Below are 14,305 nucleotides of genomic sequence, written 5' to 3'. Positions count from 1 at the left end.
CGGCCGCACACCGCACTCCCCCGAGGAGACCCTCATGGCCCTTCGTCCCCGCTCCCTCGCCGTCACCACGCTGGCCACCGCCCCGGCCCTCGCCGCCGACAGCAATGAGCACCCCCGCGTCTACAAGGGCAAGGTCACCGCCAAGGGCGGGCTGCTCCTGCGCGACCGGCCCACGCGGGGCAGCCACGTCATCCGGCACGAGCCGTACGGCAAGATCGTGCACATCTTCTGCAAGACGCGCGGCGACAACGTGCGGGGCAACGACCGCTGGTACCTCCTCACGGACGGCACCTGGGCCTGGGGCGCCGCGCACTACATCGCCAACATCGGGCCCGCGCCGCGCTGGTGCTGAGCCGCCGCGGCCACCGCGGCCGAGGCGGGGCATAACCGGACATTAGGCCCGGAGCTTGCTACGTTCCGGTCATGGAGGTCCGCGTCCCGCGGCGCCGGGGCACCGAACTCGCCCTGATCGTCGTCGCCGTCCTGCTCTCGGTCTACGGCTACTGCGACGTGGGCCTGGCCAGGACCGGCTCCGTCCCGCCCGGCGCCGCCGGCTACGGGGCCGGTCTTGGCGTGCTCGCGCTCCTCGCCCATCTGGCGGTGCGCCTGCGGGCCCCGTACGCCGACCCGCTGCTCCTTCCGATCGCCGTGCTCCTCAACGGCCTCGGGCTCGTCCTCATCTACCGGCTCGACCTGGAGACGCCCGGCGACCGGGCCGCGCCCACCCAGCTGATCTGGTCCACCATCGGCGTCGGCCTGTGCGTCGCGGTCGTGGTCCTGCTGCGCGACCACCGGCTGCTGCGGCGCTACGCGTACCTCTCCGTCGTGGCGGCGCTCGTGCTGATGATCGTGCCGATCTTCTTCCCGGCCGTGAACGGCGCCCGCATCTGGATCCGGGTCGGCGGATTCTCCATCCAGCCGGGCGAGTTCGCGAAGATCCTCCTCGCGGTGTTCTTCGCCAGCTACCTCGCGGCCAACCGCACCGCACTGGCCACCACGGGGCGCACCCTCTGGAAGTTCGTCCAGCTCCCCACCGGGCGCGTGCTCGGCCCGGTCGTGGCGATCTGGCTGCTGAGCGTCGGGGTCCTGGTCCTGGAGCGGGACCTCGGCACCTCGCTGCTCTTCTTCGGGCTCTTCGTGGTCCTGCTCTACGTCGCCACGGGCCGCACCGGCTGGATCGCCGTCGGCCTTCTGCTCGCGGCGGCGGGCGCCTACGCGGTCGGCTCCCTCGAACCGCACGTGCACAGCCGCGTCGCGGACTGGCTGCACCCCTTCGCGTCCATCGAGGCCGGACAGGGGCCCAACCAGCTCGCCCAGTCGCTCTTCGCGTTCGCGGCGGGCGGCCTGCTCGGCACCGGGCTCGGGCTCGGCCACTCCATCCTCATCGGCTTCGCCGCGAAGTCCGACTTCATCCTGGCGACGGCGGGCGAGGAGCTGGGCCTCGCCGGACTCACGGCGATCTTCCTCCTCTACGCGCTGCTCGTGGAGCGCGGCTACCGCGCCGGGCTCGCCCTGCGCGACCCCTTCGGACGGCTCCTCGCGATCGGGCTCGCCTCGATCGTGGCGCTCCAGGTGTTCGTGATCGCGGGCGGCGTGACCGGGCTCATCCCGCTGACCGGCATGGCGATGCCGTTCCTCGCGCAGGGCGGCTCGTCCGTCGTCACCAACTGGATCATCGTGGCGCTGCTCATCCGGCTGAGCGACTCGGCCCGCGCGCACGCCGGGGCCGGCGGGGAGCCCGCCGGGGACCGGCTCCACCAGGAGGCGCCCAGGTGACCCGGTACATCCGCCACGCCGCGGCGTTCTGCCTGCTGCTGCTCGTGGCCCTGCTCGTGAACGCCACCCGCGTGCAGGTCTTCGACGCCCAGGAGTACGACGACAACCCCGCCAACCGCCGCCGCGACATCGAGCGCTTCGCCGCGGCCCGCGGCGACATCCTGGTGGACGGCCGCCCGGTCACCGGCTCCAAGGACACCGGCGAGCAGCTGCGGCACGAACGGACGTACGCGCAGGGACCGCTGTACGCGCCGGTGACGGGCTTCGCCTCGCAGGTGTACGGCACGACCTTCCTTGAGCACGCCGAGGACTCCGTGCTCTCCGGCACCGAGCCGATGCTCGCGCCGCTGCCCCTGTGGCACGACCTGACCCGGTCGCGGAGCCCCGGCGGCGACGTCGTCACCACCGTGAAGGCCGCGGTGCAGCGGGCCGCGTACGCCGGGCTCGACGGCAAGAAGGGCGCCGTGGCCGCGCTCGAACCGGCCACCGGCAGGATCCTCGCGCTCGTGTCCACACCGTCGTACGATCCCGAGCGGCTCTCCGGCACCGGCCGCTCGGTGGCGGACTCCTGGGCGCGGCTCAACGGCGACCCCGACAAGCCGATGCTGAACCGCGCGCTGCGGCAGACGTATCCGCCGGGCTCGACGTTCAAGGTGGTCACGGCGGCCGCCGCGCTCGACTCGGGCGAGATCACCGACGTGGACGCGCCGACGAAGTCCCCCGACCCGTTCACCCTCCCCGGCACCTCGACCCGGCTTTCGAACGAGGTCACCGGCTGCGCCGACGCCAGCCTGCGGTACGCCTTCCGGTGGTCGTGCAACACCGTGTTCGCCAAGCTGGGCGCCGACACGGGGCTCGGCGCGATGGTGGAGACGGCCGGGAAGTTCGGCTTCAACGACCCCGGGGTCAAGGTGCCGTCGTCGGTGGCCGCCAGCACCTTCGACACGTCGATGGACCGGGCGCAGCTCGCGCTCTCCGCCATCGGCCAGTACGACACCCGGGCCACGCCGCTGCAGATGGCGTCGGTGGCGGCGGCCGTCGCCAACGGCGGCTTCGTCAAGGCGCCGCACCTCGTGGAGCGGACGACGACCGCGTCCGGGACCACCGTGGACTCGACGCCGACGCGCACGCTCCACCAGGCCATGGGCCCCGGCACGGCGATGCGGCTGCGGGAGCTGATGACGGAGGTCGTCGAACGGGGCACCGGCACGAACGCGGCGATCCCCGGGGTGACCGTGGGCGGCAAGACCGGCACCGCGCAGCACGGGCTCGGCAACTCCGGTACGCCTTATGCCTGGTTCATCTCGTGGGCGCAGAAGCCGGGGGACGGGGAGCCTTCGGTGGCTGTGGCGGTGGTCGTCGAGGACGCGGCCGCGGCCCGCGCGGACATCAGCGGGGGCGGGAGCGCGGCTCCCATCGCCCGGGCCGTGATGGAGGCCGCGCTCTCTGGCTGAGGGCCTTTGCTGCCGTCTGTCGACTGCGGGTGCGTTGTGGCTGGTCGCGCCCGCGCGGCGGAGCCGCAAATGACACAGCCCCGCGCCCCTATGGGGCGCTCAGGCCGGTGTCCGCTCCTGCGCGGGCGCCGGGGGGCAGGCGTGGCGGACGGTAGTCGGGCACCGGGGTTGCGCCTGGGTCGGGGCGGACCGCGCCTAGCAGGGGGTTCGCCGCGAGGGGGGAGACCTTCACCTTCGCGCCGGGGCGGGGGGCGTGGACCACGAGGCCGTCGCCCAGGTAGAGCGCGATGTGCGTGGCCTTCGGGAAGTAGACCACCAGGTCCCCCGGCCGCAGCTGCCGCAGCGGCACCCGCGGAAGCCGCGCCCACTGCTCCTGGCTGGTGCGCGGGATCTCCCGGCCGCCCGTGCCCCACGCCCGCTGCGTGAGTCCGGAGCAGTCGAACGAGGCGGGCCCCTCGGCGCCCCACTCGTACGGCTTCCCGATCTGCGCGACGGCGTACCGCACGGCCCGCTCCCCCCGGGCCGACGGGGCCCGCCGTGCGCCCGGCGCCCCGAGCGCGCCGGAGGCGACGAGCTCGCGCTGGGCGGCGTCGGCGCCCGCCCGCTCGGCCCGGCCGACCGCGGCCAGCTCCTCGGCGCTGAGGGATGCGAGCAGCTCCTCCACCTCGCGCAGGCGTGTCCGTACGCCGTCGCGGGCCCGCTCCTGTCGCCGGGCGAGGGACTCCTGCGCGGCCAGGGCCCGCCGGGCGGCGCGGGCGAGGCCGTCGGCCCGCTTCTCGCCGTCGACGAGGCGGGTGACGGCCGCGGCCCGGTCCGCCGCGGCCCGGCGCAGCACGTGGCGCTGGTCGAGGGCGCCCCGCGGGCTGCGGGCGAGCAGCAGCCGGACGTACGAGGAGATCTCCACGCTGTTGTTCTGGTACTGCTGGCGGGCGAGGCGCCCCGCCGCGCCGCGGCCGTCGCGCACCGCGGTCCGTGCCGCGGCCAGGCGGCGGTCGAGGTCCGCGACCCGGCGGCGCTGGTCCGTGAGCTCCTCGTCGGTCGCGTTGTACGTCTCGGTGGACTCCTCGGCCTCGCGGTACAGGCGCTGAAGGTCCGTCAGGAGGGTGGCGACGGAGCGTTCGCCGGGGGCGGGGGCGGGCCCGGGGGCAGCGAGGGCAGGGGGCAGCGAGGGCAGGGGCGCCACCAGTGCGGAGAGCGCGGAGCCGGCGCAGGCCCAGCGCAGCAGCCTTCCTGACACGTCATCACCTCCGGTGCGCGACGGGCCTTCCGGCGCGCACCGCGAGCATCCGGCCACGGGCCGGGGCCCGCCTCCCGGCGGTGGGCGGTTGGCGCAACGAGGTCACTCGTCCTTGGGGCGCGCGGCGCGCCACCTTGCCCCGGCGGGGCGGGGGGCTAGTCCCGGTGGGCCTGGGGCTTGGACCAGGGCCACTTCAGGTCGCGCAGGCCGCCGCCGCGGGGGTCCGCGTCGGGGTCGTACTCGTACCGCCAGCCCGGGTGCAGCCCGAACCGCTTGGCGGTCTCGGCGGGCACCCGCCGGTAGACGAGCACCGTGGGCTCGCCGCCCGCGTCGTCCGGCACCGGGACCCGGTACACCTTCGGCGGATGACCGGTCGGCCCGAGCAGGACCGGGAGCACGCGGCCGTCCAGGGGGCCGCCCACGAAGGGGGTGTCTTCACTCTTCACCGGCCCAGTGTCCGTCACCCGGCGGCCCGGGCGCCCGTCACACCAGGTGCGCGGCCTGCGCCACCACCGGAAGGACCCGCCGGACCAGCTCGCCCACCGGCCCGTCGGGGCTCTCCAGGGCGAGGGCGCGGCGCACCACCTCCGCGGTCTGCGGGTCCCGCCCCGCGGTGGCCGCGACCTGGGCCACGAACTGCTCGACGAGGAGCTCGCGCAGCTCGTCGAGGGGCGGCCGCTTGTCCTCGTCGAGCCAGATCAGGGAGGCCGCCTCCACCGCGGTGACCCACATCCGCACGGTGGTGCGCAGCCGCGGTCCGGCGGGCTCGGCGAGGTCCATGTGGGCGAGGATGTGCGTGACGGCGGAGCGGCGCACCCCGTCCACGATGGCGGTGGTGCGGGAGGTCTCCACGACGCTGCCGCCCTGGAGCAGCGCGCTGAACCCGGCGTCGTGCTCGTCGACGAAGGCCAGGTACCGGTCGACGGCCCGGGACAGGCGCTGGGTGAGCGGCCCGTCCTGGGGCTCGGCGAAGCACTGCTCCAGGTCGTCGGCGGCCGACCGCAGCGCGGCCTCGTACAACTGCTGTTTGCCGCCCGGGAAGTAGCGGTAGACGAGGGGGCGCGAGACCCCGGCCGCCGCCGCCACGTCGTCGAGCGAGACCTCTTCGGGCGCGCGGTGCGCGAACAGCGAGAGGGCGGCGTCGAGCAGCTGGCTCCGCCGCTGCTCGACGCTCAGGCGCCGGTACGCACGGGTGGGGCTTACGGCTGCGGTCATGCTCCGCAGAGTAACCGGGTTGTCGTACGAATGGTTCGGTCCGTTTTGTCGATCGTCCGCGGCCGCAGGTGGCCGGTCGCGCGGTGGCCCGCGCCCTCACGGAGCACTCAGGCGAGCAGCCCCGACGACTTCCACAGCCTTCGGCCCGGCCCGCGCAACACCCCGATGTCGTCGAGGAAGTCGGTGAGGCGCTTGGCGCCGCTCTGCATGACCTCGCGGCGGTGGCCGCTCGCCTTGACCTGGGCGAGGGCCTCGCGGCGGTCGAGGCCCACGTCCGTGTAGACGCGCGGGTTGACGAAGGCGATCGAGAAGACGCGGGCGGCCTCGCCGGAGCTGATCCGGGTCAGCTCGCGCTCCCAGCGCGGGGCGGTCACCATCTGGCGGCGCAGCTCCTCGCGCGCGTAGCGGACGTGCCGGGCCTCCTCCACGACGTGGATGCGGGTCACGCCGCGCACGAGGGTCTGCACGCGCTCGTCGGGGAAGGTCAGGCGCTGCATCCAGTCGAGGATCTCCTCGCCGAGCAGCGTGCAGGCGAACGAACCGGGCGTGGTGGAGACGGTCTTCAGGAGGCGGGCGAGGTTGTGGTTGAGCCGCGACACGGGGTACGTGGGCGCGCCGTTCTTCTCGATCATGCGGGCGAACATCATCGAGTGGCGGCACTCGTCGGCTATCTCCGTGAGCGCGTACCGCACGTGCGCGCTGGTCACGGACTTGTCGTAGATGTGCCGCACCAGGAGCTGCATCAGGATGATCTCGAACCAGATGCCGAGGGACGCCAGCGAGGCCGCCTCGTGCCGGGCGAGGTCGAAGCGCTGCTCCTCGGACATCCGCTTCCACATCGGGGTGTCGTAGAGCGAGACGAGCTCCGGCGGCCAGAACCACTTGCCGTCCTCGACGGGGGCGTCCCAGTCGAGTTCCCTGTCCGGGTCGAAGGAGTGCTTGGCGGAGGACTCAAGGAGCCGGGCGGCCACTTGTTCGCGGTCCTTGAGCAGGCCGAGCGCGTCCCGCAGACCGGTGAGCTCGCCGTCTTCGGTCACGGTCGTCATGAGGTCTCCTGCTCTTCGGGGCTGGTGCTCTTCGGGGTCCTTCCGGTGCCGTCCAGGACGGGTTACCGGCGGTCACCTCTTATGAGACTGCTTGTCAGCAAGGCCGTCAATCCCTTGCGCGCAACTTGTTGACCGCTCGTCTACCACCGTGTGAGCCTGCCAACCAGCCACCATTTCGCGGCGGTTGCGGAGACGACGGGGCCGCCGAGACCCGTGAGGAGCCGTCAGTGTCCACTCGCGATCTGTACACCAGGAGCCAGCAGGACCTCACCTGGCAGGTGCCCGCCACCGGGGCCGCCCGCTTCAGCTGGGAGTACGACGACGGGCGCGAACGGCTCCTGAACCTGTACCAGAAGGGCAAGGACAAGCAGTGGGACGGCGCCAAGCGCATCGACTGGGACCTGGAGGTGGACCCCCTCGATCCGCTCGGCACCCCCGACGAGGCCATGACCCTGTACGGCACCCGGCACTGGGACCTGATGAACGGGCACGAGCGCGGTGAGCTGCGCAAGCACTACGCCTCCTGGCAGTTCAGCCAGTTCCTGCACGGCGAGCAGGGCGCCATGGTGTGCGCGGCCCGCATCGTGGAGTCCGTCCCCGACCTGGACGCGAAGTTCTACTCCGCCACCCAGACCATGGACGAGGCCCGGCACGCCGAGATCTACAGCCGCTTCCTGCACGAGAAGATCGGCATGCTCTACCCGGTCAACGACAACCTCCAGGGGCTGCTCGGCGACACCCTGCGCGACTCCCGCTGGGACATGCCGTACCTGGGCATGCAGGTCCTCATCGAGGGCCTCGCCCTGGCCGCGTTCGGCATGATCCGCGACACCACGGACAAGCCGCTGCCGCAGCAGATCCTCGCCTACGTCATGCAGGACGAGGCCCGGCACGTGGCCTTCGGCCGCATGGCCCTGCGCGACTACTACCGGCAGCTCACCGACGCGGAGCTGCGCGAGCGCGAGGAGTTCGTCATCGAGGGCTGCCATCTGATGCGGGACCGGCTGCGGGGCGTCGAGGTCCTGGAGAACTTCGGCGTCCCGAAGCGGGAGGCCGAGGAGCTCAGCGAGCGCTCCGAGTACCTCCAGCTCTTCCGCAGGCTGCTGTTCAGCCGGATCGTCCCCTGCGTCAAGGACATCGGCCTGTGGGGCGAACGCCTCCAGCGGGCGTACGTCGACATGGGCGTCTTCGAGATGGGCGACTCGAACCTGGATCTGCTGATGGCCCAGGACGAGGAGATCGCGGAGAAGCTGGACGCGGAACGCTTCGCCGCGGAGGAGCGGCAGCGTGTGGCCGAGGTGGACGCCACGATCGCCTCGGGCGGCGCAGCCTAGGCGATCGGCGCTCCGCGCCTCGTCCTCAAACGCCGGACGGGCTGGATCTCCCAGCCCCTCCGGCGGTTGAGGAGTGGGGGCTACGCCCCGGCCACCTCCGCCAGGTACGCCTCCGCGCGAGCCGGGTCGTAGAAGTAGGCCTCGAAGTCCGCCGGATCGTTGAAGCCGTTGGCGAAGCGGTCGGCCACCGGCGGGAGGCCACCCGCCGCCCCGAGGAGGGTGAGCACGTGCTCCGGCGGGGGCGCGAGCATCGCGTTGGTCCACTTCGTGACGTGCCGCGCCGTCTCCCAGTACCGCTCGAACGTCGCCCGCATCCAGTCCTCGTCGAAGGGCCGGTCCCCGTGCTCCACGATGGCGGACAGGTACGACGCCGCGCACTTGGAGGCGGAGTTGGAGCCCTGCCCGGTGATCGGGTCGTTCGCGACGACCACGTCGGCGACGCCGAGGACGAGGCCCCCGCCGGGCAGCCGCCCGACGGGCTTGCGGACGGTGGGGGCGTACCGGCCGGCAAGGGTGCCGCCCGCGTCGGTCAGCTCGGCCTTCGTGGCGCGCGCGTACTCCCAGGGCAGGAACTTCTCAAGCAGCCCGAGGGTGAGCGAGAGGTGCTCGTCGGGGTCCTTCACTCCCTGGAAGACGTCGAGGGGGCCGCCCGGCACGCCCTCCCAGAAGAGGATGTCCGCACGGCCGGACGTGGTGAGCGTCGGCATCACGAACAGCTCGCCCACCCCCGGCACCAGATTGCAGCGGACCGCGTCGAACTCGGGGTGCTCGGGGCGCGGCCCGAGCCCGTGGACGTAGGCGACGGCGAGCGCCCGCTGCGGCGCGGCGTAGGGCGAGCGCTCCGGGTCCCGCTCGAACATCGACACCAGCTCGCCCTTGCCCGCCGACACCAGGACCAGGTCGTAGGCGCGCGAGAAGTAGTCGAGGTCGCCGACGGCCGCGCCGTGGATGACGAGCTGGCCGCCGCGCTGGGCGAACGTCTCCATCCACCCGGCCATCTTCACGCGCTGGTCGACGGACTGGGCGCGGCCGTCGAGCCGGCCCACCCAGTCGATGACGCGGGCGGAGTCGGGCCCGGCGACGGACACGCCGACGCCCTCGATGTCCGGGGCCTGCGACTCCCAGAAGTTGAGCCCCAGGTCGCGCTCGTGCTGGAGGGCGGTGTGGAACATGCACTGCGTCGACATGACCCGGCCGGACCGGATCTCGTCCGCCGTGCGGTTGGACATCAGCGTGACCTCGTACCCCCGCGACTGGAGTCCGAGCGCGAGCTGGAGACCGGACTGACCGGCTCCGACGATGAGTATCTTCCGCATACGGGTCCTTCCACCACTTCCGGGAACTCGGCGGGCGCTCGGGCGCGGGCACGCCCGAGCCGTCACTCGGGCGTTTCGTCCAGCGCGTGGCCCACCAGGGCGAGCAGTGATTCGATCACGGAAGGCCGCTGTCGCGCGTCCATGATCAGAACGGGTATCCGGTCGGCGATGGTGAGCGCCTCGCGGACGTCCTCCGCCTCGTACCGCTCGGTGCCCTCGAAGTGGTTGACCGCGACGACGTACGGCAGGCCGCAGCTCTCGAAGTAGTCGAGCGCGGGGAAGCAGTCGGTGAGCCGGCGGGTGTCGGCGAGGACGACCGCGCCGATCGCCCCGCGCACCAGGTCGTCCCACATGAACCAGAAGCGCTGCTGGCCCGGCGTGCCGAACAGGTACAGGACGAGGTCGTCGGCCAGCGTGATGCGCCCGAAGTCCATGGCGACCGTGGTCGTGGTCTTGCCCGGGGTGGCGCTCAGATCGTCGGTGTCGGCGCTGGCCTGCGTCATCAGCGCCTCCGTCTTCAGGGGCGTGATCTCGGAGACCGCCGAGACGAGCGTCGTCTTGCCGACGCCGAAGCCGCCCGCGACCACGATCTTCGTGGCGATCGGCGCGCGCGTCCGGTCCAGCTGCCAGTCCTGTACGCCCTCTTCGCCGTCGAGCAGTTCCCGGACGCGGGCGTCAGATGCCGCGGAGCCCATGCAGCACCCTCTCCAGCAGCGCGCGGTCCGGCCGCCCCGGGCCGTGGCCCGTCCCGTACACGCGGATCCTTCCCTGGTCGGCGAGGTCGCTGAGCAGGACGCGGACCACCCCGAGCGGTATCTTCAACAGCGCCGAGATCTCCGCGACCGTCCGCATCCGGCGGCACAGCTCCACGATGGCCCGCAGCTCCGGCAGCACCCGGGCGGCCAGCGGGTCGCCCTGCCCCAGCTCGCGCCGCTCCTCGGCCGCTTCGAGCGCGGGCTGGGCCGCCACGAACGTCTCCACGAGCAGGACGTGCCCGAAGCGGGTGCGGCCGCCGGTGAGCGAGTACGGGCGCACCCGCGCGGGTTTCCGGTCGGCGCCGCGCACCGGCAGGCGGGGCGCCGCCGCGCCCGCGCCCATCAGGCGTTCTCCATCGACTGCCGCAGCTCGCTGCGGAGTTCGGGCGTCAGGACGTGCCCGGCCCGGCCGACGAAGAGCGCCATGTGGTACGCCACGACGGTCATGTCGCAGTCGGGGGTGGCGTGCACCCCGAGCAGCGAGCCGTCGCTGATCGCCATCACGAAGAGGCTGCCCTCGGCCATGGCGACGACGGTCTGCTTGACCGTTCCTCCGTCCATGAGCTGGGCCGCTCCGAGGGTGAGGCTGCCGAGCCCGGACACGATGGTGGCGAGGTCCGCGCTCGACCCCCGGGGCCCGGTCGGCCGGTGGGCGGGGCGGCTCTCGGCGTTGCGGGCGGGGTCGGAGGACAGCAGCAGGAGGCCGTCGGACGAGACGACGGCCACCGAGAGGATGCCGGAGACCTCCTCGACGAGGTTCGTCAGGAGCCAGTGCAGATTGCGGGCCTCGCTGCTCAGGCCGTGCACGGCGGGCCCGGCCCCGTCGGGCTGCCTGGCAGGGGCGGACTCCTCGGGTCTCGCCGACTCGGGTCTCGCCGACTCGGGTGTCGTCGACTCGGGTGTCGCGGACTCCTCGGGTTTCCTGGTCTGGGCGGAAGAACCGGGTGTGCGCATGGGCGCAGTCAACTGCTTGCCTCCTCGACTGGGTCCCCCGGAACATCTGCGGTCCCTGCTGTGTCCACGGCCCCGGCGGGGCCCGGCCCGCGGGCCGCCTGGCCGGCGAGCTCCGCCGCCACGTCCCGCCGCCCGCTCCTGGCCCCCTGCTGGAACCCGCCGAGCCTGCGCCGCAGTTCCTCGGCGTCGACTCCGGCGGGGCGGGTCCTGGGCGCGAGTCCCCCGGCGATCGGGCTGACCCTCGGGGTGCGCTTGGGCAGGCCCTTGGCGGTGAAGACCTGGGGCCCGGCCTCCGGCGGGGTGTCCGCCTCGGGCACGTCCTCGTCGGGCAGCGCGTGCGGCGCCGGCTCCCGGTGCTCGTCGGGGTGGTCGGCCCCGAGCGTCGGCACCAGAAGTTCCATGGTGGTCTCCGCGGCCGCGATCAGGGGGTCCCGCTCCCCCGAACGCGTCGGCAGCACGCGGGAGTCCGCCTCCGCCTCGGAGCCGTCCCGGGCGGCGGGCACGGCGGGCGTCGGCTCGGCCGCGGGCAGCTCGACCGGGGAAGGCTCCGGCCGCGGAGCCACCGCGGCGGGCGGTTCGGTGAGTATGCCGTCGGGCAGCACCACGACGGCGGCCACGCCGCCCTGCTTCTGCTCGCGCAGCCGCACCCGCGCCCCGTGCCGGGCCGCGAGCCGGGCCACCACGTACAGGCCGAGCCCGAGTTCGTCGCCGCTCTCGTGCTCGTACGCGTCCTCGGGGGAGAACGCGGAGTACTCGGCGAGGCGCGCGTTCAGCTCCCGCAGCCGCTCCACGCTCGCGCCGATGCCGTCGTCCTGTACGGAGAGCATCACCTCGCCGTTCTCCAGGAGCCAGCCGGCCACCTCGACGGAGGAGTCGGGCGGCGAGAACGACGTCGCGTTCTCCAGGAGCTCCGCCACCAGGTGGCTGATGTCGTCCGCGGCGAACCCGGCGATGTGGGAGTGCGGCGGCAGGGTGGCGATGCGGACACGCTCGTACCGCTCGATCTCGCTGACGGCGGCGCGGACGACGTCGACGAGCGGCACCGGGCCCGCGTGCTGGTGGCCGTGGTCGGCGCCCGCGAGGACCAGGAGGTTCTCGCTGTGGCGGCGGGTGACGGTGGCGAGGTGGTCGAGCTTGAAGAGCGTGGCGAGCCGGTCGGGGTCCTGCTCGCGCTCCTCCAGGTTCTCGATGACGGCGAGCTGGCGCTCGACGAGGCCGAGCGTGCGCAGCGCGAGGTTCACGAACGTGCCCTGGATGCCGCGCCGCACCCGGTCCAGGTTGGTGGCGGCGTCGGCCAGTTCGGCGCGCAGCGCGTCGCGCTCGTCGGCCATCGCCTGGCGGGCGTCGGCCATCGTCTGGCGTCGGCCGATGAGGTGCTTGCGGTCGGCTTCGAGCGTGCCGAGGCGCTCCTGGAGGGCGATCGCGTGGCCGTGCAGCGCGTTGACGGACCGTACAACGGCGGCGAACTCGTCGTCACGGCCGGTGAACCGCACCGGCTCCGCCGTCCCGGGCTCCGCCGCGACCCGGGCCGCGCCGAGGCGCAGCACGGCGAGCGGGCGGGTGAGCGAACGGGCCGTCGCCATGGCCACGCCGACGGCGAGGAGCAGCAGCGCGCCGACGAGCCCCACCCTGATCTCCAGGGCGGTGACATCGTCGTCACGCAGCTCCGCGAGGCTCTTCGTACGGGCGGTGGCGAGCGCGCTCTCGGCGCCGCGCATGGCCTCGATGCGGGCGGAGAGGGCGGTGTTGACCTTGTCCCGGTCCAGGCGCTGGTCGGCGGCGGACAGCTCGCGCTCGTCGGTGAGCCGGTCCAGGTACTGCTCGGCGGTGGTCACGTCGGAGCCGGTGACCGTCGTCTCGTAGGTGGCTCCTGCCCTGGCGGGCGCGGCCTCCTGGAAGTCGGCGAGCGCGGCGAGTTCGCGGACGTGGGCCTGCTGGGCGGCGGCGCTGAGGTCGTCGCGGCGCCCGGCCTCGGCGTCCGCCTCGTCGGCCTCGGACGTGGGCAGGCCCGTGACCGGGTCGACGGTGGTGCCGGTGGCGGCAGGGCGGGGCACGGAGAGGGCGGCGAGGAGCAGGCCGCGCGTGGCACCGGCCTGGTCGACGGCGTGGTCGAGGTCGGCGAGCGCGTAGGCGCCGGAGCCCGCGCGCGGCGGCAGTTTCTCGGCGAGTTCGCGGGTGAGGGCGTGGAGTTCGCCGATGGCCTTCGCGTACGCCTTGTGGGCGTCGAGGGCGCTGCTCCTGCCGGTGAGCGCGGAGCGCCGCACGGTGGCGAGCTCCGCGAGGTCGCTGCGGAGCCCGGCGGTCACGGAGCTGTTGGTGTTCGCGTCGGCGGCGGCTTCGCGCAGCTCCTCGATCCGCCGGTCCACGCGGGCGCTGCGGCTCTCCGACAGGCCCTTGCCCTCGGGGCGTCCGGCGGCGATGTAGGCGGTGACCTCGTCGCGCTCGTCGGCCAGCGAGTGGCTGAGCGTGATGGCCTGCTGGGTGAGCTCGGAGAGCGTGACCAGGCTCTGGGAGTCGTTGAGATCCTCGGACGCGGCGATGATCGCGGGCGCCCCGGCCCCCGCGACGGCGGCGGCGACGACCGCGACGGCGACGATGAGGCGGTTGCGGACGCGGGCCTTGGGAGGCGTGGGGGCGGCCTGCGGGGGCACCGGCTGCTCGGGGGCGCCGGTGGGGTGCTCGGGCTCCGCGGGCGCGTCCGCGCGCGCGAGGGGCGTGTCCGTGGCGGCCGTATCCGTGGCGGCCGTGTCCGTGGGGGCCGTGTCCGTGGCGGCCCGGGAACCGTCGTGCGCGGCGTCGACAGGGGTCTCCGCGCGCCCCTCGCGCCCCGCGGCGCCGGTGCCCTGGCCGGAGGGACCGGAGGGAGGGGTCGCGCCCGGTCTGGCCCTTCCCGGGGCCTGCTGGCTGCCTTCGCGCCGAGGCCGCATCTCTTGCACCGGAGCTCGCATTCCTGTTTTCGTCTGCCCTAGGGCCCGGGTGACGATCCGTCAACGCGAGCGCTCCCGGCACGGACCCTGACCTTGCCAGACGATTCCAGTGCCGGTGCACGGCAGTCTCGCATCGTCCGCCTGGCCACCTGAAGGAGTGAACATCGACTGGGAGTTGGCGGGCAAGTCACGCTGCGTGTCGTGAGGGCCGCGCGCGGTGCGCCGGTTGGACGTCCGTGAGCGGCTTTGGCAGGATGCGCCGCCACACCCTTCGGAGCCGTCGATTCCGGC

Annotated in this window: 13 protein-coding genes; 4 read left to right on the top strand and 9 right to left on the bottom strand. The window is 73.5% G+C overall.

Annotated features, from left to right (window positions below; all coding sequences use genetic code 11):
• Nucleotides 1-34 precede the first annotated feature (34 nt).
• From CP982_RS28120 to CP982_RS28110, 3 genes are all read left to right on the top strand, one after another.
• The gene (locus CP982_RS28120; RefSeq protein WP_150513021.1) at nucleotides 35-352 is read left to right on the top strand and encodes an SH3 domain-containing protein; all 318 of its coding nucleotides are present in this window, start codon (nucleotides 35-37) and stop codon (nucleotides 350-352) included.
• 71 nt (nucleotides 353-423) lie between these two features.
• Nucleotides 424-1,776, top strand: a complete 1,353-nt coding sequence (locus tag CP982_RS28115) for an FtsW/RodA/SpoVE family cell cycle protein (protein ID WP_150513020.1) — start codon at nucleotides 424-426, stop codon at nucleotides 1,774-1,776.
• The gene (locus tag CP982_RS28110) at nucleotides 1,773-3,230 is read left to right on the top strand and encodes a penicillin-binding transpeptidase domain-containing protein (RefSeq protein ID WP_150513019.1); all 1,458 of its coding nucleotides are present in this window, start codon (nucleotides 1,773-1,775) and stop codon (nucleotides 3,228-3,230) included. Before CP982_RS28115 ends, CP982_RS28110 begins: the two co-directional genes overlap by 4 nt.
• A gap of 88 nt (nucleotides 3,231-3,318) precedes the next feature.
• Here CP982_RS28110 and CP982_RS28105 read toward each other — a convergent pair whose 3' ends face one another.
• The 4 genes from CP982_RS28105 to CP982_RS28090 form a co-directional block, all read right to left on the bottom strand.
• Nucleotides 3,319-4,467 carry a C40 family peptidase gene (locus CP982_RS28105; RefSeq protein WP_150513018.1) on the bottom strand — a complete coding sequence of 383 codons (1,149 nt, stop codon included), beginning with the start codon at nucleotides 4,465-4,467 and terminating at the stop codon, nucleotides 3,319-3,321.
• A gap of 155 nt (nucleotides 4,468-4,622) precedes the next feature.
• Nucleotides 4,623-4,913, bottom strand: coding sequence for a hypothetical protein (locus tag CP982_RS28100; protein ID WP_150513017.1), 291 nt, complete (start codon nucleotides 4,911-4,913; stop codon nucleotides 4,623-4,625).
• Nucleotides 4,914-4,950: 37 nt separating this feature from the next.
• Nucleotides 4,951-5,682 (bottom strand): TetR/AcrR family transcriptional regulator, encoded by a 732-nt coding sequence (locus CP982_RS28095; protein ID WP_150513016.1) that lies wholly within the window; start codon nucleotides 5,680-5,682, stop codon nucleotides 4,951-4,953.
• A 107-nt stretch (nucleotides 5,683-5,789) separates the two neighbouring features.
• Nucleotides 5,790-6,728 carry an AurF N-oxygenase family protein gene (locus CP982_RS28090; RefSeq protein WP_150513015.1) on the bottom strand — a complete coding sequence of 313 codons (939 nt, stop codon included), beginning with the start codon at nucleotides 6,726-6,728 and terminating at the stop codon, nucleotides 5,790-5,792.
• 227 nt (nucleotides 6,729-6,955) lie between these two features.
• On the opposite strand from CP982_RS28090, the gene CP982_RS28085 reads away from it, so the two are divergent.
• Nucleotides 6,956-8,062, top strand: a complete 1,107-nt coding sequence (locus tag CP982_RS28085; protein WP_150513014.1) for a ferritin-like domain-containing protein — start codon at nucleotides 6,956-6,958, stop codon at nucleotides 8,060-8,062.
• Nucleotides 8,063-8,142: 80 nt separating this feature from the next.
• Here the strand turns inward: CP982_RS28085 and CP982_RS28080 are convergent, their stop codons facing one another.
• From CP982_RS28080 to CP982_RS28060, 5 genes are all read right to left on the bottom strand, one after another.
• Nucleotides 8,143-9,378, bottom strand: coding sequence for a styrene monooxygenase/indole monooxygenase family protein (locus CP982_RS28080; RefSeq protein ID WP_150513013.1), 1,236 nt, complete (start codon nucleotides 9,376-9,378; stop codon nucleotides 8,143-8,145).
• Between the two features lie 62 nt (nucleotides 9,379-9,440).
• Nucleotides 9,441-10,073, bottom strand: coding sequence for a GTP-binding protein (locus CP982_RS28075; RefSeq protein WP_150513012.1), 633 nt, complete (start codon nucleotides 10,071-10,073; stop codon nucleotides 9,441-9,443).
• Nucleotides 10,054-10,476, bottom strand: a complete 423-nt coding sequence (locus CP982_RS28070) for a DUF742 domain-containing protein (protein WP_150513011.1) — start codon at nucleotides 10,474-10,476, stop codon at nucleotides 10,054-10,056. Before CP982_RS28070 ends, CP982_RS28075 begins: the two co-directional genes overlap by 20 nt.
• Nucleotides 10,476-10,940: a roadblock/LC7 domain-containing protein gene (locus CP982_RS28065; RefSeq protein ID WP_229878557.1), complete on the bottom strand. Its 465-nt coding sequence runs from the start codon at nucleotides 10,938-10,940 to the stop codon at nucleotides 10,476-10,478. Before CP982_RS28065 ends, CP982_RS28070 begins: the two co-directional genes overlap by 1 nt.
• A gap of 155 nt (nucleotides 10,941-11,095) precedes the next feature.
• Complete coding sequence (locus tag CP982_RS28060) at nucleotides 11,096-14,023, bottom strand: sensor histidine kinase (protein WP_483409933.1); 2,928 nt, start codon at nucleotides 14,021-14,023, stop codon at nucleotides 11,096-11,098.
• Nucleotides 14,024-14,305 lie beyond the last annotated feature (282 nt).

This window comes from Streptomyces spectabilis (assembly GCF_008704795.1).
GTDB lineage: Bacteria > Actinomycetota > Actinomycetes > Streptomycetales > Streptomycetaceae > Streptomyces > Streptomyces spectabilis.
Note: the sequence above shows the minus strand (reverse complement) of the source record. Positions and strands in the feature narration are given on the sequence as shown.